Source organism: Paraburkholderia sp. BR10937 (genome assembly GCF_040965695.1).
Classification (GTDB): Bacteria; Pseudomonadota; Gammaproteobacteria; order Burkholderiales; family Burkholderiaceae; genus Paraburkholderia.
The window spans coordinates 45,242-66,882 of record NZ_JBFRCL010000048.1 but is presented as its reverse complement, the minus strand read 5'-3'; the positions used below and the strand labels follow the sequence as shown (position 1 = coordinate 66,882).

The following is a 21,641-nucleotide window of genomic DNA, read 5'->3' as shown; positions in this document are numbered from 1 at the left end:
ATCACCAGCCACCCACCAGACCCGGTGACAACACCCCCCGGATCATGACTGCGACTGGGGGCGAGAATCATGCCGGGCCTGGCTGGCCAAAGCCTCGATTATCGAGGCGGGAAGATAGTAACGGGGGTAAACATGTCGATAAGCGCGTTATCCAGCTCCAACTCACTGTATTCGACCTGGGCCGCTTACCAGGCAGACGGGCAATCCACGAGCATCAGCCAGATGTCGGGCATGCCCATGGCTTCGAACCCCTCGTCGGACTCGAACAACGTCAATCCGCTTGCCGCCGCCATTGCCTCGGCGCTCTCGTCGCTCGTTGGCACGTTTGCGCGCCGGTCCGCGAGGGCTCGGCGCGTTTTTTTTGGGCGCCGTATCAGCCCTGGATGACAGGAAAGCTGAGCTGCACGAGCAGGCCGCCATCGGGGTGGTTCTTGACGTCGAATTGGCCGCCGCTATCGCGCACAAGCCGCGCGACGATGGCCAGTCCGAGGCCGCAGTGGCCTTCGCCGCCGCGCGCCGCATTCAGGCGCACGAACGGCCTCATGGCGGCGGGAATACGCTCGGGCTCGATGCCGGCGCCGTGATCGCGTACGCGTATCTGGCACGATCCGCCTTCGATCGCCGTCGAGATTTCGACCGGCGGGGCGCCATACTCGAGCGCGTTATCGACCAGATTCGTGACGAGCCGATCCAGCGAGACCTGCGGCAGCTTGAACCGCGGGCCGGCACGCAGATCAAGCACGAACAGCGGCCCGTTGCCGCCCTCGACTTCGTCAGGATTGCCAAACTGGCTTTGAAGAAAGCCGTCGACGCTCAATAGCCTGCCCGCGTCGGGCGACTGCTGTGCGAACTCCAGAAACTGCTGGACGATGTGGGTGAGCGAATCGACGTCGCGCAGCATGCCGTTGCGCTCCGCCTCCTCGGCCATCAGGGTCGCACGCAGCTTGAGCCGCGTGAGCGGCGTCTTCAGATCGTGCGCGATACCGCTCAGCATCACCACGCGGTCGTCTTCGGCCTCGTTCACGCAGCGCATCATGTCGTTGAACGACGCGCTCACGTCGCGCAGTTCGCGCGGCCCCTTGCCTTCGAGCGGCGCAATGCGCTCGCCGGTGCCGAAGCGCCGCGCCGCCTGGGCGAGGCTCGCGAGCGGCTTCTGGATCTGCCAGGCAGCGAGAAACGACAGCGTGAGCGCCGCCAGCAGCATCGAAATCCCTTCGATGACGAAGCGCGGCGGCGGCGGAATATCGACCGGCACGACGACCCAGCTCGTGCTGCCCGGAAAGCGCACCCACAGTTGCGGCGGGCGCGCGTCGTCCACGGCGAACTGCGTGCCGGGCGGCAACTGTTCGCGCAGATGACGCGTCAAGTCGACGAGTGGCCTGCGCTTCGGTTCGTGCAGATGTACGTCCTTGGGCACGTTCCACACCGGCACGCGGTGCACGCGCAACACGTCGCTCAGGTCGGCCCCCCTCGGTAGCTCGAGCGAACCGCCGAGGTGCACCGGGGGCGGCAGCGTGGCGCCGCCGACGTGCTCTTCGCTCGCCACGCGCAGCGCGAGCAGGACACCACGGGCGAAGCCATCGACTTCATGGCGTGGCGGCTGGCGGGCAAGCAGCAAAAACCAGCCGAGCTGCATGGAAAGCAAAACCGCCGCCGAGAGCAACGCCATGCGCCCGAACAGCGTATTCAACGGACTTCTCACTGAATTGCTGCGCCGTGCGCCTCCGAATAATTCGCCGGATCCGGCACGAATACGTAACCCTTGCCGCGCACGGTCTGGATATGGCGCGGATTCGACGGATCGGCCTCGATCACGCGGCGCAGGCGCCAGATCGGCACGTCGAGGCTGCGTTCGTGAAACTCGCGCTCGTCGCGATGCACGATATCGTGGATCAGCGTACGCGAAAGGACTTTGTAGGGATGCGTGGCGAATACCTTCAGCAACGCGAATTCGCTCTCTCTCAGCGGGATCTGCGTGTCGCCGCAGGAGAGCGTGCGCATCGTGAAGTCGAGCTCGAAGTCGCCGAACCGATAGCGCCGGCGCGCCTCGGGTGCGCTGGCGGTGGACGGGCCGCGCCGGCGCAGGATGTTCTGGATGCGCACGAGCAGTTCGTGCGGATCGAAGGGCTTGGGCAAATAGTCGTCCGCCCCGAGCGAGAGCCCCCGAATGCGGTCGCTCACGGCGCCGCGCGCGGTGACGAAAATGACGGGAATGTCGTCGCCGCCCGCGCGCAGGGCGGCAATGGCCTCGAGGCCGTCGGTCTCGGGCATCATGATGTCCAGCACCACAATGGACGGACGTTCACGCTCGAGGCGGCGCTGGAGGTGGACGCCGTCGTGCAGCACGGCCGTATCGAAGTTATGCGAGCGCAGGAAACGGCTCAGCAGATCGCGCACGACGGGATCGTCGTCGACAATGAGGACGCTGGGGTTCATGCCGCGATTTTAAAGCAGTGCGGCGGGCGGAACTTTGCACGGTTTCTTACCAATCCTTTCTTCGCATCGCCTTGAAAAAGGGTGGCATCGTCAAAACGACGTCATGTCATCGAGGTTGCTCGCTCGCGGGTAACGTTCAATTCTCCTATGCAAAAGGCATGGCCTCAATGCGCGAGCCCCGGCGCGACCGGCGCCGGCTGGCTCAGCATCGAACCTGTCGCCCACGCACCCAGCTGCGCCGCGCCAATGCGCTCGCGCAGCCACGCGTCGAAGGTTTCCTGCAATTCCGCATGTCGCAGGGCGAAGTCGACCGTCGCCTGCACATAGCCGAGCTTGGTGCCGCAGTCGTAGCGCTTGCCCACGAACTCATAGGCCAACACCTGCTCCTCTTCACGCATTGAATGAATAGCGGGCGTGAGCTCGATCTCGCCGTTGGCATCGGGTTTCAGCGCGCGCAAGTGGTGGAAGATGCTCGGCATGAGCACGTAACGCCCGGCCACGCCGAAGCTCGACGGCGCCAGTTCGGGCGTCGGCTTTTCAATGATGCGGCTCACGCTGATCACGCGCTCGTCCCAATGCCGGCCGTCGATCACGCCATGACTCGTCGACTCGCACGACTCGAATTCCTCCACGGCGAGAACCGAGGAATCGTAATGGCTGAAGATATGGACCATTTGTGCGAGAACGGGAGGCTTGCCGTCGAGCAGATCGTCGGCGAGGACGACCGCGAACGGTTCGTCGCCGATCAGCTTTTCCGCGCAAAGCACGGCGTGCCCGAGACCGAGCGGTTCGGCCTGCCGCACATAGACACACTCGACATTGGCCGGCTTGATGCTCTGCACGAGTTCGACGAGATTCTGCCTGCCGCGCGCCCGCAGCACGTGTTCGACCTCGTAGGATCTGTCGAAGTGATCTTCGATGACGCGCTTTCCGCGGCCCGTCACGAAGATCAGCTCGGTAATGCCTGCACCGATGGCTTCTTCAACGGCATATTGAATGAGCGGTTTGTCGATGACCGGCAGCATTTCCTTCGGGCTCGCCTTCGTTGCCGGCAGAAAGCTCGTATCGATTCCCGCCACCGGGAACACAGCCTTATGAACACCAAGCATGATGACCTCACCTGTCTGGTAGCGGGGCGGTACGACCATGACGAAGGGTGCGGGATTTGCACTCCGACCCCGGATCCCTCCATGTGACGGACCAACTCGGCGACAAGTCCAGGGTTCGGTCGGAGAGGTCTGCCGAAAGCCAAGCTCAATGATCGCACTGTTTATGCGCGAAGTGCGCGCGAGTGAAGGCGACCATACGCGGCGCGCGCAATGCCTGCGCCGCGCGGCGATTACATGGCATGTAATTGGCGAGCCGCGCATGAGCGCCTATCCTCAACACATGATCGAGCCCGCATCCAACCAGGAGAATCGATGAACCCCACGCGCCCCGACCTGAACGCGCCGCAAAGCGAACTCGGCACCCTGCTGCGCTATTGGCGCGATGCGCGTGGCGTGAGTCAACTCGATTTGTCGCTGGACGCCGGGATTTCGCAGCGGCAAATCAGCTTCATTGAGAGCGGGCGCAGCGTGCCGGGCCGCGACACGCTGCTGACCCTCGCACAAACGCTCGACGTGCCCCTGCGCGAGCGCAACGCCCTGTTGCTCGCCGCCGGCTACGCGCCCGTCTATTCGGATGCGCCCTGGAACGCGCAGGAGATGCAGCATGTCGTGCGGGCGCTCGAGCGGGTCATTCGCCAGCACGATCCGTTTCCGGCCATCGTCATGGACCGGCACTGGAACGTGCTGATGGCCAACGACGCCGCGCCGCGCTTCTTCGGCCACTTCATCGACATGGCGGCGCACCCAGCCCCACGCAACTTGCTGCGTTTGATGTTCGATCCTCAGGGCATGCGCCCATTCCTCGCGGACTGGGAGAACGTTTCGCGAAGCCTGCTGCAACGCGTGCATCGCGAAGCGGTCGGCCGCGTGATCGACGAAGAAACACGCACGCTGCTCGACGAATTGCTCGCATATCCCGGCGTGCCGGGCGACTGGAAAGCGCATCATGGATCGGCCGGCACGCCCACCATGCCGGTCATTCCACTGAGTTTCCTCGACGACGGCAGTGTGCTGCGCTATTTCTCGATGGTGACGAGCGTGGGTACGCCGCAAAACATCGCCGCCCAGGAACTGCGCCTCGAATGCATGTTCCCCGCCGACGACGCCACCGAAGCGCGGCATCGGGATCTGCTCGCCGCGCATGCGAAGGAACACTGAGCGGTTCTCGTCCGCGATCCGCGAAAAAAAGGGCGCTCCGCGTTAGCAGAGCGCCCCAGGGCAAAACTCTCACGTCGTTCTCCGGCTACAGGGAAACCGGAAGGGACCGATTGCCCCTGCGAGTCAAACCGCCTCAAGCAAGTTCAAGCGGCTTCGAGCACGAGCAATTGCGCGCCGTCGGCCACCTGGTCGCCTACGCCATACAAGACTTCGGTGACCTTACCGGCCGCAGGCGCGCCGATCGTGTGCTCCATCTTCATCGCCTCCATGACGATGAGCGGCGCGCCCTTCTCGACCACGGCGCCCGGCTCGACCAGCACGGCGATCACCTTGCCCGGCATGGGCGCAGTCAGTCGGCCCTCGCCGTGCTCCGCATCGGCCGCATGCGCGAGCAGGTTCTGCCACTCGAACGCCATCGCCGTGCCGAGGCAGAACACATGAAACACGTCGCCGTCGATGAACACGCGGCCCGTCACGCGCTTGTCGCCGATGGTCGCGCCATATTCGTCGGCGCCCTCGCCACGCCACCACGTGTAGCGCGCCGCGTGCCCCGCATAGGCGAGGGTTTCCTCGCCGCCGTCATGCGTATGCGCCACGGTGAACGCGGTATCGCTTTCGACCTCGCGCCAGGAGAGCGATTGCGCAAAGCCGCTATTCAGGCGCCAATGCGAAAGCGCGTGCCACGGCGATGCACCATGCGCCGCGCCCCCCTCACGGCCAAGCAGCGCCGCACACGCGAGCGCGACCGCTTCGCGTACCGGCTTCTGCTGCGGCGAGAACAACGCGTCATGGTTACGCTCGATCAGGCCCGTGTCGAGATCGGCGCTAGCGAACGGCTCACAGGTCACGAGCCGATGCAGAAACTCGACGTTCGTATGCGGCCCCACCACCTCACACGCTTCGAGCGCACGCTTCATACGCGCAAGCGCGTCCTCACGCGTGGCGCCGTGCACGATCAGCTTCGCGATCATCGGATCGTAGAACGGCGTGATGGTGTCGCCTTCGCGCACGCCGCTGTCGATGCGCACACTCGCGCGCTGGCCCGCTTCGCCGAGCCGGAACTCGACGCCCTCCGGCATGCGCAGATGCTTGAGCGTGCCCGTGGAAGGCAGGAAGCCGCGCGCCGGATTTTCCGCATAAATACGCGCCTCGAGTGCGTGGCCCGTGATCGAAAGCTCCGACTGGCCGAGCGGCAGCGGCTCGCCCGCCGCCACGCGCAACTGCCATTCGACGAGATCGAGGCCCGTGATCATCTCCGTTACGGGGTGCTCGACCTGCAGGCGCGTGTTCATCTCCATGAAGTAGAAGTTAGCGCCCGTCATGATGAATTCGACGGTGCCCGCGCCCTCGTAATGCACCGCGCGCGCCGCGGCCACGGCCGCCTCGCCCATGGCGCGGCGCACCTCGTCTTCGAGGCCCGGCGCGGGCGCTTCTTCGAGCACTTTCTGGTGACGACGCTGCACCGAGCAGTCGCGGTCGAACAGGTAGACCGCACCGCCATGCTTGTCGGCGAACACCTGGACTTCGACGTGACGCGGCCGCGTAAGGTACTTCTCGATCAGCACACGGTCGTTGCCGAAGCTGCTGGCCGCCTCGCGCTTGCACGAAGCGAGCGCCGCCGCGAAGTCCTCGCTGCGCTCGACCACGCGCATGCCCTTGCCGCCGCCGCCCGCGCTCGCCTTGAGCAGCACGGGGTAGCCCATTGCATCGGCTTCGCGCTGCAGGAGCGCGGGGTCCTGGTCGTCGCCGTGGTAGCCCGGCACGAGCGGCACGGCCGCCGCGTGCATCAGCGCCTTTGCGGCCGCTTTCGAGCCCATGGCGGCGATCGCCTCGACCGGCGGCCCGATGAAGACGATGCCGGCCGCCTCGCACGCGCGGGCAAAGTCTTCGTTCTCCGAAAGAAAACCGTATCCGGGGTGAATGGCTTGCGCACCCGTGGCGCGTGCGGCTTCGATGATGCGCTCATAGCGCAAATAGCTTTGCGCCGCGGCCGCTTCGCCGATATGCACGGCTTCGTCGCAGGCCGCGACGTGCTTGGCGTTCGCGTCGGCGTCCGAGTACACGGCCACGCTCTTTACGCCGAGCCGCCTGCAGGTCGCCGCGACCCGGCATGCGATTTCGCCGCGGTTGGCGATCAGGATTTTGTTGAACATGTGCTGTCCTCGCTTCGTTTCCTGCTTCTTGCCTTATTGACCGCGCCAGCGCGGCGTGCGCTTTTCAAGGAACGACGACACGCCGTCGCGCCCTTCTTCGCTCGCGCGAATACGCGCGATGCGAACGGCGGTGTCTTCGATCAGGGCGTCGTCGATCGTCTGGCCGGCGATGTCCTGCACGAGCCGCTTGCACTCGCGCACGGCATTCGGGCTGTTCGCGCAGAGCGTTTCGGTGATGCGTTGCACGGTGGCGTCGAGGTCTTCGGCGCTCACCGCTTCGCTCACGAGGCCGAGCCGCTGCGCGGTGGCGCTGTCGAAGGCTTCGGCCGTGACGAAGTAGCGGCGCGCAGCCTGCTCGCCCAGCGCGCGGATCACGTACGGCGCGATCGTGGCGGGCATGAGGCCGAGACGCGCCTCGGAAAGGCAGAAGTGCGCGCTTTCCACGGCCACCACGATGTCCGCCGCACACACGAGACCCATGCCGCCCGCGTAGGCGTCGCCGTGCACGCGTGCGACGACCGGCTTCGGGCAGCGATAGACTGCCGAGAGCATTTGCGCGAGACGCATGGCGTCCGCGCGATTCTCCGCGTCGGAGTAGCCGGCCATCTTGCGCATCCAGTTCAGGTCCGCGCCTGCGCAAAAGGCCTTGCCGTTGCCGGCGAGCACGATCGCGCGCAGGTCGTCGCGCGCGCCGAGCGCGGTGAACGCGGCTGTGACGTCCGCGATCATCGCTTCGTTGAACGCGTTGCGCACTTCAGGGCGATTGAGCGCGACAGTGGCCACGTGGCCGACGACTTCTACGGTGAGCGTTTCGTATTGCATTGTCTGGTCCTCAATGCATCACATGCGGAACACGCCGAAGCGCGTCTCTTCGATCGGCGCGTTCATCGTGGCGGAAAGGCCCAGGCCGAGCACGTCGCGCGTTTGCGCCGGGTCGATCACGCCGTCGTCCCACAGGCGTGCGCTCGCGTAGTACGGATGGCCCTGCAGCTCGTACTGGTCGCGAATCGGCTGCTTGAATGCGTTTTCCTCTTCGGCGCTCCACGTGCCGCCCTTCGCTTCGATGCCGTCGCGGCGCACCGTGGCGAGCACGGATGCGGCCTGCTCGCCGCCCATCACCGAGATGCGCGCGTTCGGCCACATCCACAGGAAGCGCGGCGAGTACGCGCGGCCGCACATGCCGTAGTTGCCCGCGCCAAACGAACCGCCAATGATGACCGTGAATTTCGGCACCTTTGCAGTAGCCACGGCCGTCACCATCTTCGCGCCATTGCGCGCAATGCCCTCGTTCTCGTACTTGCGGCCCACCATGAAGCCCGTGATGTTCTGCAGGAACACGAGCGGAATCTTGCGCTGGCAACACAGCTCGATGAAGTGCGTGCCCTTCAGCGCCGACTCGGAAAACAGAATGCCGTTGTTCGCGATGATGCCGACCGGGTGGCCCCAGATGTGCGCAAAGCCCGTCACGAGCGTGGTGCCGTAGCGCGCCTTGAATTCGTCGAAAGCCGAGTCGTCCACGATGCGGGCGATCACCTCGCGTACGTCGAAGGGCTTGCGCGTATCCACGGGAATCACGCCGTAAAGGCTCTTCGCGTCGAAGCGCGGCGGCAGCGGCTCGCGCAGCACCACGGGCGGCGTTTTCGTGCGGTTCAGATTGCCGACGATCGAACGCGCAATGGCCAGCGCATGCGCATCGTTCTGCGCGAGATGGTCGACCACGCCGGAAAGACGCGTGTGGACGTCGCCGCCGCCCAGGTCCTCGGCGCTCACTTCCTCACCCGTCGCCGCCTTCACGAGCGGCGGGCCGCCGAGGAAAATCGTGCCCTGGTTCTTCACGATGATCGACTCGTCGCTCATGGCCGGCACATACGCGCCGCCCGCCGTGCACGAGCCCATCACCACGGCGATCTGCGGAACACCCTGCGCCGAGAGATTCGCCTGGTTGTAAAAGATGCGGCCGAAGTGATCGCGGTCCGGAAACACCTCGTCCTGGTTCGGCAGGTTCGCGCCGCCCGAATCGACGAGATACACGCAAGGCAGGTTGTTTTCCTGGGCGATTTCCTGCGCGCGCACGTGCTTCTTCACCGTGACCGGATAGTACGTGCCGCCCTTCACCGTGGCGTCATTGCAGACGATCACGCATTCCTGCCCCGCAATGCGGCCAATACCCGTGATGATGCCCGCGCCCGGTGCGTCGTCGTTGTACATGCCGTAGGCCGCGAGCTGCGAGAACTCCAGAAATGGCGTGCCCGGATCGACCAGTTGCGCAATGCGGTCGCGCGGCAGCAGCTTGCCGCGCGAGAGGTGCTTGTCGCGCGCGGCCTCGCCGCCGCCCAGCGAAAGCTTCTGGATCTTCTCGCGCAGGTCCGCGACGAGCGCTTCGAGTGCCGCGGTATTGGCCTTGAAGTCTTCCGAACGCGGATTGAGCTTCGATTCGATGACCGGCATCCCGTCCTCCCTTCGTTACCGTGAGTTGCTTAGGATTACATCGTTTCCGCGAACAGCTCGCGGCCGATCAACATGCGGCGAATCTCGCTCGTGCCCGCGCCGATTTCGTAGAGCTTCGCGTCGCGCCAGAGACGCCCGACCGGATACTCGTTGATATAGCCGTTGCCGCCGAGGATCTGGATCGCTTCGCCCGCCATCCACGTGGCTTTTTCCGCGGTGTAGAGAATCACGCCCGCGCAGTCCTTGCGCACCTGGCGCACGTGGTCCCGGCCGAGCGTGTCGAGCTGGCGGCCCACCGCGTAGAGATACGCGCGGCACGCCTGGTAGGTCGTATAGAGGTCCGCGACCTTGCCCTGGATGAGCTGGAATTCGCCGATGGCCTGGCCGAACTGCTTGCGGTCGTGGATGTACGGCACGACGGCGTCCATGACCGCGGCCATGATGCCGGTGGGACCGCCCGCAAGCACAGCACGCTCGTAGTCGAGGCCGCTCATCAGCACCTTCACGCCACCGTTGAGCTGGCCGAGGATGTTTTCTTCGGGCACTTCCACGTCCTGGAACACCAGCTCGCCCGTGTGCGAGCCGCGCATGCCGAGCTTGTCGAGCTTTTGCGCAACCGAAAAGCCCTTCATGCCCTTCTCGACGATGAACGCCGTAATGCCGCGCGAACCCGCTTCAGGGTCGGTTTTCGCGTAGACGACCAGCGTGTCGCAATCCGGGCCGTTGGTGATCCACATCTTCGTGCCGTTGAGCACGTAGCGGTCGCCCTTCTTTTCGGCGCGCAGTTTCATGCTCACGACGTCCGAGCCGGCGTTGGGCTCGCTCATGGCGAGCGCGCCGATGTGCTCGCCGGAAACGAGCTTCGGCAGGTACTTGCGCTTTTGCGCCTCGCTGCCGTTGCGGTGGATCTGGTTCACGCACAGGTTCGAATGCGCGCCGTACGAGAGGCCGACCGACGCGGAGGCGCGCGAGATTTCCTCCATCGCGACCATGTGCGCCGTGTAGCCCATATTCGCGCCGCCGTATTCCTCCGAGACCGTCATGCCGAGCACGCCCAGGTCGCCGAACTTGCGCCAGAGGTCCATCGGGAACTGGTCGGTGCGGTCGATTTCGCCCGCGCGCGGCGCGATTTCCTTCGCCGCGAAGCCGGCGATGCTGTCGCGCAGCATTTCGACTTCTTCGCCAAGCGGGAACTGCAAACCGGGTACGTTGCTCATGTGTGTCTCCAGGGAATCTCGAACCGGGCGTAGCTTCGCCCCATGGACGCACATTTCACGCCAGATTTACGTTAACGTCAATAGGTATTTCTGAGTGACGCTCAAGTTACCATGTAGATGAAATTTCCCTGTCTAGCGGCGTTTTTTTCGCGGATAATCCATTCCATCCTGACGTAAATTGAATCAAGCTCAATATGGAAGCCGTTGCCCGGAAAGCCGTCCTGCCCGCGTCGCGCCGCCAGCCGGCCGGCCGCAAGTCGCAGCAGCGCGTGCGCGAGATCCTGCAAGCGGGGCGCGAAGTGTTCTCGGAAAAAGGGTATGCACGCGCCACCACGGCCGAGATCGCCCAGCGCCTCGGTGTCTCCGAGGCGACGGTGTTCAGCTACTTTCGGGGCAAACGGGAGTTGTGCGCCCGCGTGATCGGCGACTGGTATGACGAATCGATCGCCGCGATCGAAGGCGGCCTGCCGCGCGACGGCACCGTGCGCCAGCAGTTCGCATTCATCGTGCGCATGCATCTGCAGTTGATGCTGGAGAGCGGCACCGGCATCTGCGAACTGGTGCTGTCGGAGGGCCGCACGCGGCACCACGATCTGAGCGAAGCGCTCACGGAAATGCAGCGCCGCTACACGGCGCCGCTCATGCGCGTGCTCGCGCGCGGCCAGGAAAGCGGACAGATCCGCAACGACCTGCCGCTGCGGCTGCTGCGCTCGCTGGTATTCGGGCCCATGGAGCATGTGCTGTGGGACGCGACGCTCGCCAACCGCCGCACGGACATCGACGCCACGGCCGAGCGCCTCGTCGATGCACTCTGGTCCGCTCTGCAGCCGCCCAACCTCGAACTCGCCGCGCTCGCGCAGTTCAGCCAGGACGTAGGCGAAGCCGTGCGCCGACTCGAGCGCGAACGCGCCGCGCGCTAGCCGGCGCGCCCTGGCCGGTAGTCAGACCGCCGCTTGCCCGGCCACGCACGCGCTATCTTCGGCCGCCATTCAGGCAGCAACTGCCGCAGATCGACCACGGGAATCAATGTGGCGCGCTGGTTGACGAGCCCGAGCCGATACGGCGGCGCGAGCGGGACCGCCGCGAGCGTCTCGGGCGGGTTGACGACTTCCTGCAAGCCGGCCACCGGCAGCGCGAACCCGGTACGGGCCAGATGGAACGAGCCGTACAGTTCGACGTTCGGACCGGCGGCAAGCGCAGTCCACCGACGAGGCCAGCAGCAGCATCGCGACAAGGCAAGCAAGCGCCTTATTCGTGTCGCAATCCTTATTAATTATGAGAGTACGCCATGGCGCGCCCTGGCGTTGAGGCGCGCACGGTCTACGTCACTCTGACGAAGGGCGTGTGCCCTGAGAAATCGATACGGCGATTTGATTTGTGATGGCGAGGCGAGCCGTCCACGTTCGAATCGGGCACAGGCGGCAAGCGCATCGATATCCAATTATTACAACCGGTCGACGCACGCTCGCGCCTCATTGCGCGCATTTCTGTGAGATATGGAGCGCGAAGCGAGCCGTTGCGCGCCGTACGCACTCCGGGGGCCCTTTGCACCCTGCCAGCCCGACGCCTTCTGTAACAACTCGAAAAATCGGTGCAACTCGCGTAATTGCATTGGTTCCGGCAATGTCATAGCGTTCGATAATTGGCTGGTGCGCGCCGTTGCTCCGGCCTGCCCGTTTCTGGAGATCGTGTGTGAGAAGGTCGAAACTATTTCTCGGGGCCGCTGCGGCCGCGCTTGTCGGCGTGTGCGGCGTAGCACAGGCGGCGCGTGTGGGCGTGTATTTCGGCGCCGGCGTGCCGTATTACTACCCGGTCGCGCCCGCGCCCTACTACTACGCGCCGCCGCCGGCCGTCATCGTCGCGCCGCCGCCGCAGGCGCCCGACTACATCGAGCAGGGCCAGGCCGGCACCCCCGCCATGGACCCGCAGCAAGGCCCCGTCAACGCCGCGCCAGGCGATGCGGCGGGCGACCAGCAGGCAAACGCCGACACCTGGTATTACTGCGACGAGTCGAAAACCTACTATCCGTATGTAAAGCAATGTTCGTCGGGCTGGCGCGCGGTTCCCGCCCAACCGGCGCCGTCGAACTGAACACCTTGAAAATATCGAGCCGCACATGAAATACACGTATCTCGCGCTACTCGCCACGGCGGGGCTGCTGAGCGCATGCGCCGTGACGCCCACGGGGCCGAGCGTGATGGCCCTGCCTGGCACGGGCAAGACCTTCGATCAGTTCCGCGCCGACGACGCGAACTGCCGCCAGTTCGCCTTCCAGCAGGTGGGCGGCGTCACGGCGAACCAGGCGGCGACCGGCGCCGGCGTGGGCAGCGCCGTGGTCGGCACGGCGCTCGGCGCGGCCGCGGGCGCCGCATTTGGCGGCGGCCAGGGCGCGGCCATCGGCGCGGGCGCGGGCCTGCTTGCGGGCAGCGCGGTCGGCATGGGCAACGCACAGGGATCCGCGTGGGACGTGCAGCGCCGTTACGACTACGCTTATCTGCAATGCATGTACGCCACCGGCAACCGCATCCCGGCGCCCGGCAACATGACGATGTCGCAGCCCCAGCAGTTCCAGGCGCCGCAGCAGCAGTTCCAGACCGCGCCGCAACCGCGCTATTTGCCGCCGCCCCCGCCGGGGTCGCCGCCACCGCCGCCGAGCGGATATTGAAGCTGAAGCGGATATAGACCGCACGACAAAGAACGCGAGGCTGACGCATCTGCGCCGGCCTCGCGTTTTGCTTTGGATTCCGAATAACCTGGATCAGTGCGCGTCGTCGAATTCGAGCCCATTGCCGTTCCACACCACACGGCGCTTTTCGCCCGATTGCGGGTCGATGAGCGTCATCTGCTGCGCGGCGTGGACAGGATCGGGTCTCTCATCGCGGCCCGTCGCGGACCTGGACTCGAGCAGCGGCTGCAGCACCGGCGCGAGCGACTTCAGCAGTTGCACCGACAACGCGCTCGTGAACGTATAGCGCGCCGCGTACGGCTCATGCACCCATGCCGTGAGCGTGCCATAGAAGCGGTTGCCGATCACGAACACGAAGGTCGCGCTGCGGTTCACCTTGCGCGATTCGATGAGCCGCGCGCCCGGCGCGTACACGTTGAAGCGCTGGTCGCCGGTACCGGTCTTGCCGTACACGGGCAGCGTCTTGCCGTCGGGGAGCGTCATGCCGTCCGCAAGGCGCTTGGCCGTGCCGCCCTCCACCACCGACGTCAGCAGCTGGCGCACCACTTGCGAAATTTCCGGCGATATCAACGCCTGCGGCTGCGCGGACGCATGCACGAAGTGCGTCTCGTACGGCGTGCCGCGCGCGAAGTCGAGCGACTCGAAGCTATGCGTCGGCAGCTTTTCGCCATTGCTCGAAATCAGGCCGATGAGTTGCGCGAGCGCCGCGGGCCGGTCGCCCGACGCACCGATCGCCGCGCCATAAGAAGGCGTGATGCTGTCGAACGGATAACCGACCGCACGCCATGACTTGCCGATCGCGTCATACGCCCGCAGCTCGATCATGTGGCGAATGCGCCGGTTCTGGGTCGCGTGATACTTCGTCTTGAAGAGCCAGCTGTAGGTGTAAAGACGCGTGTCGCGGCTCTCCTGCTGGACCTGCGCGAGCGTCGCATCCGGGTGCACGCGCATGTAATTCAGCAGCCACAGTTCGAGCGGATGAATGCCCGCAATATAGCCACGGTCATTGAGGTTGAATTTGTCGATGGCGTACTTGTCGTAGTAGTGCGCGAGGTCTTCGTCGTCGAGCCACTGGAACTTCGTGTTCTTGAGTTGCGCGCGCATCTGTGCATCGAACCACGGCAGCTTGCCGTCGGGTTTCACGCTGCGCAGGACGGTCGCAATGCGCGCCGGGCCCTTGCGCGTGTGCTGGAGCAGGATCGCCAGCGCTTCGTCGTTGCTCTTGCCCGCGTAGCGCGTGTAGAAGCGCTTCATATAGACCTGGCTCTCACCATCGGCAAACTGCGTGAGAAAACGCGTGCGCACGACGGGATCGTCGAGCCATTGCGCGGGCGGCCCCGACGTCTGAATCATCTCGTAGTGGACGATATCGCGCATGAGCCGCACGAACACCAGATTCACCGAATGCTGGAAGGCGCGGTGCACGGTCAGAATCTGCGCGTTGTCGCTCGACTCGAAATTATTGAAGCTCTGCGCGCCGCCGCCGGTGTAGAACGTCTCGCCCGGGCTGGCCGAGTACTTGCGCTCGACGGCCGCTTCCAGCATCGAATGCAGCGAGCGGTCGGACGTCTTCGAAAGATAGTCGATCGCCCAGCGCGTGAGCGCATCGCTCGGATCGACTTGCGGCAGCATCGCGCGCAGCGACTTCGCGTCGTCGGCCGCGTAACGCGCGTGCAGCGCGCTCACGATCTGCAGATACGTCACGAGCGTGCGCAGCTTCGCCGTCGACCCCAGATTCAGGCGCGCGCCCGAATTGATGTCGAACGGCTGATTCACGCTGTCCGTCTGCACGCGCACGAGGTTCTCGCCGCTGCTGCGCTCGAACAGCGTGAAGCTATACGCGATCTTCGATGGATCGTCGGCGGGACGCAGCATCTCGAAGCCGACCAGACCCGCCTGGCGCGCGCCGTCCTTCGTGGCGGCGTCGGCGAGGCGGTCGCTCACGGCCTGCTGCACGCTGTCGACGAGCGTAGCCGTGGCGGTCAGATCGAGGCGGTCGAGGTCGTAAAGCGTCTTCAGCCCCAGCGCCTGCATGAGCTGGGTGCGCAGCGTCAGCACCGCCTTGCGCTCCACGAAGGAAACCGGCACGCGCTGCGACGGCTTCGAGCGGTCGAGCGTGAGCTGCGTGGCGAGCGCGGCGTCGCGCAGCGCCGGCGTAATCACGCCGCCGGCGCCGAGCAGGCGGATATAGCTGTCGGTCAGCTTCGCGAGCGCCTCGTTGTTCTTTTGCAGGAAGTACGAAGGCGCGCGCTGGGCGATCAGCAGCGAGAGCACCTGGCGGAACGCCAGCGCCTGCGCGTCGAGCGTCTCGGGCGTCAGCGGCGCGCGCAAGATGCGATTGACTTCGCGGAAGTCGCGGCCATACCAGGCGGCGAGGCCGTCGCCGAGACCGTTGACTTCGCCCACGCCCGGCTTGGCGGAGAGCGGCACCGAATTCAGGTAGTGCACGAGAATCTGCTGGCGCGCGGGCATGGTCTGCGGGCCGTCCAGATAGGCGCGCAGCGACGCGGACGCGATCTGGCGCAGCTTCTCCGGCGGCGTGGAGGTGCGGCCGCCGGTCGAGTGCCGGAACTTCTCGATCTGCGTGGCGAGCGTGCTGCCGCCCGGCGTTTGCTGATGCTGGTTCACGAGGCGCGCACCCTGATCGACGAGCGCGCGGCTAAAGCGTCCCCAGTCGATGGCGGGATTGCGATTCGGCTGGTCCTGGGCCAGCAGGTATTTGTCTTCGATGAAAAGCAGCGAGTCGCGCACCACGGCCGGCACGGCGTCGAAATTCTCGTACGCGCGCTGCGGATAACGCGTATGGAAGAGCGTCGCACCGGAAGCGTCGCGCAGTACGATGCCGGCCTGATCCTTTTCCTCGAACGGCAGGAAAAGCCCCTCGTCGGCGACGGCGATCATGCGATCTGAATCGCGCGCCTGCGCGGCGATCGCGAAACCGCGTTCCGCAAGCCGGTTCTCGAAGGTGGGCAGTTGCGCATAACCGAGCCGCACGTCGTACGGCCCGTTCGTGGTGGGAAAGCGGATGCTGTGGCTCGGCCCGTTCTCGATCGTAAAACCGATGTCGCGCGTAAGTTCGGAGAGGTAGCGCGCCTGCAGGCGCGACGTGTCGATTTCGATCTGAACGATGCGCGCGATGATGACGAGGGCAGCCAGAAACGCGACGACGAATCCCCACTTGACCCACCTGAAGAGTGAGCCAGCGCCAGCGGCGCGAACAGGAAAGCGTACCGATGGGCGGTTCATGCGTATTCTCCTGACGTCACGTCAGATTTCCAGACGGCACCCCTTAAACAGTCTATCTCGCTCCGTAGGTTCTTGCGCGCCAGTATGTAGGCCTTCGCACGCACGTCGCACTGCCGCAACACCGATGCCCGGCGCGTGACAGTTTTGCGGCATTTTGCGCCGGCGCCGTGGCACGGCACATGCTCCCGATATAATGATTGACTATTTCGTTGGATATCGGGAAATATGAAGAAGCTTGCCGTGCCCCTTGCCCTTTCGCTCACGCTCGGCGCGTGCGCGTGGTTTCAGAGCAACCCGGACGCCGGTCAGCCGGTCATCGATTCCACAACCAACCGGTCGGTCCAGGACGTCATCTCGTGCCTGACCGTCGAAGCCTCACGTCACGGCGCCAGCTTCACCACCTCGCCGCTGCCGCAAGGCCAGATGCTCGAATTCGGCGACTCGAACGTCATCAAGGTTCGCACCGACAATGGCGCGACGACCTATCGCTATTACGCCGGCAAACGCCACGCCTCGAACCTGTGGATCGAGGGTGCGAGTAAAACCTGCGCGCCTTGAACGTTTGACAGGCCGTTTTTGCCGGGGCGCCGTCGCGCGGCGTTTCGCGGCGCCCTTCGCGCCCTTTCTATTACAGCCTTTTACATCGATGCGCGCCGTGTAGCGCGCTGACACATTTTCGGCGGGCGTTTTAAGAATCGCTTAAGTCTTCGTCCGCATCATCGCTTCACCTAGAAGAAACGAACGCTGCAGGAGGTTCCGTGAAACAGCAAGACCCGCAAATCCAGGCGACCAGTCAGGTCGACAGCGAGGCCACGCCCGGCGCGAAGCCCGCTCGCCGCACCTTGTTGCGCCGGTTGCTGAGCCACCACGAGCTTGCGACCCTCCTGTTGCTGCTGCATGCGCCGATCGACGCGCACGCCAAACCGGAGATTCCGATGCTCAAGGAAGCCGGCCTCGTCGAGCAGGTGCAGGACGACGCCGGCGACCCGCGCATCCGCCTCACATCGGAAGGCAACGCCGTGCTGCAAGGACTCGGCCTCGCGCCCTGAGGTTGCCGCGCGCGGCGCGCGACGCACCAGACAAAAAAGACGGCGGCACGCCATGCGTGCCGCCGTCTTTTTTTATCGAACTACAGAATGAATCGAAGCGCCTCGACTCAAGCCGACTCGAGTTCCGCGTCTTCGGCGGCGAGCGCCTCATGTTCGTCCTGCAGGCACAGCAGCCGGTAGCCGCTTTTGTAGACCGGCTGCAGCCGAAAGCCGTTCGGCGTGTCGATCTCCAGCAGCAGCCGCAGTCGCGACACGTGGCTGTCGATCGTGCGGGTCAAGGTCTGCAACTCGCGCCCCCACACCATCGCGTAGATGTGATCGCGTGAGAGCACGCGCCCGATATTCGAGAAGAACAGCGCCGCCAGCCGGTATTGCGTAGTCGAAAGCAGCACAGGCTTGCCGTGCACGCTGACCGCCTGATGCCGCAAGTCGAAGTGGTAGGCGCCGGCGTCGATCGTCAGGTTCTCGAAGCGGTCGGGAAACGCGCGGCGCAGGAGCGCATGCACGCGCGCGCGCAGCACCGAAGGACAGACCGGCAAGCACACGTAGTCGTCGGCGCCGATAGAAAACGCTCGCACCACGTTCTCGTCGGAAGCGTCCTCCGAGACGAACAGCACCGGTATCTGGCTGCCGTTCACGGCCCGCAAGGTTCTCAGCAGCTCCGCGCCGGCGATTTGCGAGCCCTGCCAGTCGAGCAGGAGCATATCGACCGTCGATGCGGCCAGCGTCCTGGCAAGCAAGAGTGCGTCGCCGGACGCAACGCAGGCGTGACCGCATTGCGTCAGCACGCGCTCGAGCTGCTGGCGATGGTCAGCGTCGCGCTGGAGAATCGCGATGCGCATGGTGGGGGCCTCTGCTGGATCGATGATGAAACCGGGCAATTTTGTGGATATGTGCAAAATCTGCCCATCGGACGATTCCGAATTCCAGAGCGCTTCACCGTTCTCCCACAGCGGCGCGGGAGCGTCCCGACGGGCCACGCGTCTGGCAGCTCGCAGGCTTCCTGTAGAATCGCGCTCTGGCCTGAAGTCGTCGCACGTCTGCCCACCCTCGCGGACGCGCTGTTGCCGCGCCCCACCCTTGCGCCCGCCTATCCGACGACCGCCGCCCCGCGCCACGCGCGCACCAGGCAAATTCGGCCATCACGGACGTCCACACGCGTTCCGCACGCGCTACATACAACGTCGTACATAACAACACCCTGGTTTTTCGGAAATGCAAGCAACAGAAATTGGCGTGCGCACGCCTGCCGCTGCGCGCGCGCTCACCCGCAGCGACTACAAGACGCTCGGGCTCGCCGCACTCGGAGGCGCCCTCGAGTTCTACGACTTCATCATCTTCGTGTTCTTCGCGCCGGCTATCGGCCAGTTGTTCTTCCCCGCAACGATTCCCGACTGGCTGCGCCAGCTGCAGACTTTCGGCATCTTCGCGGCGGGCTACCTCGCGCGGCCGCTCGGCGGCATCGTCATGGCGCACTTCGGCGACCTGCTCGGCCGCAAGCGCATGTTCACACTCTCCGTGCTGCTGATGGCGCTGCCCACGCTCGCCATGGGCTGCCTGCCCACCTACGCGACGATCGGCGTGCTCGCGCCGGTGCTGCTGCTCGCGCTGCGCGTGCTGCAAGGCGCGGCCGTGGGCGGCGAGGTGCCGGGCGCGTGGGTGTTCGTCTCCGAGCACGTGCCGCGCCGCCATACCGGCTATGCATGTGGCACGCTCACAGCGGGCCTCACGTTCGGCATCCTGCTCGGCTCGCTGATCGCCGCGGCGGTCAATCATCACTACGCCCCGGGCGACATCGCCGCCTATGCCTGGCGCATCCCGTTCCTGATTGGCGGCCTGTTCGGCATGTTCTCGGTGTATCTGCGCCAGTGGCTGCACGAAACGCCCGTGTTCGCAGAGATGAAGGCGCGCAAGTCGCTCGCCGACGAAATCCCGCTCAAGGCCGTGCTGCGCGACCACGGCCGCGCCGTGATCGTCTCGATGCTGCTCACGTGGATGCTTTCGGCCGCCATCGTCGTCGTGATTCTCATGACGCCGCCGCTCCTGCAGAAGCAGTTCCATCTCGACGCCACCACGTCGCTGCTCGCGAACTGCGTCGCGACGCTCTTCCTCACGGCGGGCTGCGTGAGCGCGGGCGCGCTGGCGGACCGCTTCGGCGCGCGCCGCGTGCTCGCCATCGGCGGCATTGCCCTCGCCATTGCCTACTACACGCTGTTCCGCCAGATCGCCGTGGACAGCTCGATGCTCATGCCGCTTTATGCGCTCTGCGGGCTGCTGGTCGGCACGATCGGCGCGGTGCCCTACGTGATGGTGAATGCGTTCCCGCCCGTGGTGCGCTTCTCGGGCATCTCGTTCTCGTACAACGTCGCGTATGCCGTGTTCGGCGGCCTCACGCCGATCGTCGTCGCGCTGCTGATGAAGTCGGCGCCGCTCGCGCCCACTTACTATGTGGCCGCGATCTGCGTGCTCGGTGCAATCACGACGCTGTTCTTCAAGGACCCGCAACGGGAGGAGTAAGTGCGCCGCGGTGCGCACCGAATGCGCAGGGGACGGTCGCCACTGGTCCGGCACCATTTTGCCGCCGGCTTCGATGTTTCACCTCACGCTGAAACGTCGAAGCCGACGAGCGCCCTACCATGGGCGCATGAATACCTCACACCCCACCCCCGTCCATTTCACGCCCGCGCTCACGCGTATCGTCGCGACCGTCAGCGTCGGGTTCGTCGTCACGCAGCTCGACGTCACCATCGTCAATATCGCGCTCGCGCGCATCGCAACCGATCTCCATGCGAGGGTTGCGGGCCTGCAATGGATCGTCGACGCCTATACGCTCGCCTTCGCCGTGCTGATGCTCTCAGGCGGCGTGCTCGGCGACCGCTACGGGGCGCGCCGCCTCTACGCCATCGGGCTCGTGGTGTTCGCGCTCGCCTCGCTGGCCTGCGGGCTCGCGGCCAATCCGGTCATGCTGATCGCCGCCCGCGCGCTGCAGGGCGCGGGCGCGGCGGCCATGCTGCCCAATTCGCTCGCGCTGCTCAACGAAGCGTGCCGCCACGACCGGGCGCTCAGGGCGCGCGCAGTGGGTTTCTGGACCGCCGCCGGCGCCATCTCGATCGCCGCCGGCCCGGTGGTGGGCGGACTGCTGATCGCGGCGTTCGGCTGGCGCAGCATTTTCCTCGTGAACCTGCCGCTGTGCGCGGCAGGCCTGTGGGCCGCGCTCGCCTGGATTCCCGCGCCGCGCCGACATGTGCACGATGCCAGCGCCGTCGGCGCACCCGCCGTGCGCAGCCTCGACGTGCGCGGCCAGCTGCTCGCCATCGTGGCGCTCACGGCCTTTACAGGCGCCGTGATCGAATGGCGGCCGCTCGGCTTCACGCACTGGGCCGTGGCGGGCGGCTTTGCGCTCGCCCTCGTCGCAGGTTTTGCGTTCGTCTCGCTCGAAGCGCGCGCACACGACCCCATGGTGCCGCTCGGCATGCTGCGCAACCGCACGTTCAGCGCGGCGGTGCTGTTCGGTATCTGCGTGAATCTCACCTATTACGGCACGGTGTTCGTGCTCGCGCTCTATCTGCAGCATGCGCGGGGCGAGACGCCGTTGCAGGCGGGCCTCGCGTTCATCCCGCTCACCGGCGGCTTCCTGCTCTCGAACCTCGTGAGCGGCCATGTGGTGGCGCATTACGGCACGCGTCGGCCGATGATCATCGGCGCGCTGATCGCGGGGGCCGGCTACGCGCTCTTGATCAGCGTGGACGCCTCGACGCCGCTCGCCTTCGTGCTGCTCGCCTTCCTGCTGATTCCCTCCGGCATGGGCCTGGCGGTACCGGCGATGACGACGGCCGTGCTCTCCTCGGTGGAGCCGGCGCGTGCGGGGACGGCCTCGGCGCTGCTCAATACGGCGCGTCAGGCGGGCGGTGCGGTGGGGGTGGCGGCGTTCGGCGCGCTCGCGGGCGGGGCGGGCGCGGCGCAGGTGGTGGCCGGCCTGCGCGCGGAAACCGCGGTCTCGACGGCGCTCCTGCTCACGGCGGCCGGGCTGGCCTGGTTCGTGAGGACAGAGCCGGCGCATGCGGGCGTCCGCCGCGCCGCGCCGGCGCGCGTGAACGAATCCGAATCTCGCTGAGACAACCGCGAGCCGGCGTGCGGCA

At 65.6% G+C, this 21,641-nt stretch carries 19 protein-coding genes; 8 read left to right on the top strand and 11 right to left on the bottom strand.

All coding sequences use genetic code 11. The features are described from left to right. Window positions 1-185: 185 nt before the first annotated feature. The 4 genes from AB4Y44_RS31215 to galU all read right to left on the bottom strand — a co-directional run bounded on the left by AB4Y44_RS31215 (window position 186) and on the right by galU (window position 3,545). The gene (locus tag AB4Y44_RS31215) at window positions 186-323 is read right to left on the bottom strand and encodes a hypothetical protein (protein ID WP_342918978.1); all 138 of its coding nucleotides are present in this window, start codon (window positions 321-323) and stop codon (window positions 186-188) included. A gap of 50 nt (window positions 324-373) precedes the next feature. Further along, window positions 374-1,702: an ATP-binding protein gene (locus tag AB4Y44_RS31210; RefSeq protein ID WP_368701723.1), complete on the bottom strand. Its 1,329-nt coding sequence runs from the start codon at window positions 1,700-1,702 to the stop codon at window positions 374-376. Then, a complete protein-coding gene (locus AB4Y44_RS31205; RefSeq protein WP_342918980.1) occupies window positions 1,699-2,436 on the bottom strand; it encodes a response regulator in 738 nt (245 codons plus the stop codon). The genes AB4Y44_RS31210 and AB4Y44_RS31205 overlap by 4 nt, the downstream gene beginning before the upstream one ends. 164 nt (window positions 2,437-2,600) lie before the next feature. Further along, window positions 2,601-3,545 carry a UTP--glucose-1-phosphate uridylyltransferase GalU gene (gene galU, locus AB4Y44_RS31200; protein ID WP_342918981.1) on the bottom strand — a complete coding sequence of 315 codons (945 nt, stop codon included), beginning with the start codon at window positions 3,543-3,545 and terminating at the stop codon, window positions 2,601-2,603. 312 nt (window positions 3,546-3,857) lie between these two features. Between galU and AB4Y44_RS31195 the strand changes: the two genes are divergently transcribed. After that, window positions 3,858-4,703 (top strand): helix-turn-helix domain-containing protein, encoded by an 846-nt coding sequence (locus tag AB4Y44_RS31195; protein ID WP_368701722.1) that lies wholly within the window; start codon window positions 3,858-3,860, stop codon window positions 4,701-4,703. Between the two features lie 143 nt (window positions 4,704-4,846). Here AB4Y44_RS31195 and AB4Y44_RS31190 read toward each other — a convergent pair whose 3' ends face one another. The 4 genes from AB4Y44_RS31190 to AB4Y44_RS31175 are packed head-to-tail and all read right to left on the bottom strand — an operon-like array spanning window position 4,847 to window position 10,521. Continuing rightward, complete coding sequence (locus tag AB4Y44_RS31190; RefSeq protein WP_368701721.1) at window positions 4,847-6,856, bottom strand: acetyl-CoA carboxylase biotin carboxylase subunit; 2,010 nt, start codon at window positions 6,854-6,856, stop codon at window positions 4,847-4,849. A 33-nt stretch (window positions 6,857-6,889) separates the two neighbouring features. Next, the gene (locus AB4Y44_RS31185; protein ID WP_368701720.1) at window positions 6,890-7,678 is read right to left on the bottom strand and encodes an enoyl-CoA hydratase/isomerase family protein; all 789 of its coding nucleotides are present in this window, start codon (window positions 7,676-7,678) and stop codon (window positions 6,890-6,892) included. 18 nt (window positions 7,679-7,696) lie between these two features. Beyond that, window positions 7,697-9,304 (bottom strand): carboxyl transferase domain-containing protein, encoded by a 1,608-nt coding sequence (locus AB4Y44_RS31180; RefSeq protein ID WP_368701719.1) that lies wholly within the window; start codon window positions 9,302-9,304, stop codon window positions 7,697-7,699. A gap of 35 nt (window positions 9,305-9,339) precedes the next feature. Beyond that, window positions 9,340-10,521: an isovaleryl-CoA dehydrogenase gene (locus AB4Y44_RS31175; RefSeq protein ID WP_254316715.1), complete on the bottom strand. Its 1,182-nt coding sequence runs from the start codon at window positions 10,519-10,521 to the stop codon at window positions 9,340-9,342. A 194-nt stretch (window positions 10,522-10,715) separates the two neighbouring features. On the opposite strand from AB4Y44_RS31175, the gene AB4Y44_RS31170 reads away from it, so the two are divergent. Further along, window positions 10,716-11,441, top strand: a complete 726-nt coding sequence (locus AB4Y44_RS31170; protein WP_342918986.1) for a TetR/AcrR family transcriptional regulator — start codon at window positions 10,716-10,718, stop codon at window positions 11,439-11,441. Here the strand turns inward: AB4Y44_RS31170 and AB4Y44_RS31165 are convergent. Further along, a complete protein-coding gene (locus AB4Y44_RS31165) occupies window positions 11,438-11,764 on the bottom strand; it encodes a chemotaxis protein CheW (protein WP_342918987.1) in 327 nt (108 codons plus the stop codon). The genes AB4Y44_RS31170 and AB4Y44_RS31165 overlap by 4 nt on opposite strands. A gap of 449 nt (window positions 11,765-12,213) precedes the next feature. On the opposite strand from AB4Y44_RS31165, the gene AB4Y44_RS31160 reads away from it, so the two are divergent. Then, window positions 12,214-12,612 (top strand): hypothetical protein, encoded by a 399-nt coding sequence (locus AB4Y44_RS31160; RefSeq protein WP_368701718.1) that lies wholly within the window; start codon window positions 12,214-12,216, stop codon window positions 12,610-12,612. A gap of 25 nt (window positions 12,613-12,637) precedes the next feature. After that, entirely contained in the window at window positions 12,638-13,186 is a 549-nt protein-coding gene (locus tag AB4Y44_RS31155; RefSeq protein WP_342918989.1) for a hypothetical protein, read from the top strand. A gap of 93 nt (window positions 13,187-13,279) precedes the next feature. Here the strand turns inward: AB4Y44_RS31155 and AB4Y44_RS31150 are convergent, their stop codons facing one another. Continuing rightward, the gene (locus AB4Y44_RS31150) at window positions 13,280-16,453 is read right to left on the bottom strand and encodes a transglycosylase domain-containing protein (RefSeq protein ID WP_368701717.1); all 3,174 of its coding nucleotides are present in this window, start codon (window positions 16,451-16,453) and stop codon (window positions 13,280-13,282) included. 225 nt (window positions 16,454-16,678) lie between these two features. Between AB4Y44_RS31150 and AB4Y44_RS31145 the strand changes: the two genes are divergently transcribed. Together AB4Y44_RS31145 and AB4Y44_RS31140 are read left to right on the top strand one after the other, a co-directional pair. Continuing rightward, a complete protein-coding gene (locus tag AB4Y44_RS31145) occupies window positions 16,679-17,011 on the top strand; it encodes a hypothetical protein (protein ID WP_028202622.1) in 333 nt (110 codons plus the stop codon). A 221-nt stretch (window positions 17,012-17,232) separates the two neighbouring features. Then, window positions 17,233-17,502, top strand: coding sequence for a hypothetical protein (locus tag AB4Y44_RS31140; RefSeq protein WP_342919235.1), 270 nt, complete (start codon window positions 17,233-17,235; stop codon window positions 17,500-17,502). 107 nt (window positions 17,503-17,609) lie between these two features. On the opposite strand, the gene AB4Y44_RS31135 is transcribed toward AB4Y44_RS31140, so the two are convergent. Next, on the bottom strand, window positions 17,610-18,344 hold the full coding sequence (locus AB4Y44_RS31135; RefSeq protein WP_342918991.1) for a response regulator transcription factor: 735 nt from the start codon (window positions 18,342-18,344) through the stop codon (window positions 17,610-17,612). A gap of 373 nt (window positions 18,345-18,717) precedes the next feature. Between AB4Y44_RS31135 and AB4Y44_RS31130 the strand changes: the two genes are divergently transcribed. Together AB4Y44_RS31130 and AB4Y44_RS31125 are read left to right on the top strand one after the other, a co-directional pair. Further along, window positions 18,718-20,019, top strand: coding sequence for an MFS transporter (locus AB4Y44_RS31130; protein ID WP_368701716.1), 1,302 nt, complete (start codon window positions 18,718-18,720; stop codon window positions 20,017-20,019). Window positions 20,020-20,146: 127 nt separating this feature from the next. Beyond that, window positions 20,147-21,616, top strand: a complete 1,470-nt coding sequence (locus tag AB4Y44_RS31125) for an MFS transporter (protein WP_368701715.1) — start codon at window positions 20,147-20,149, stop codon at window positions 21,614-21,616. Window positions 21,617-21,641: the final 25 nt, after the last annotated feature.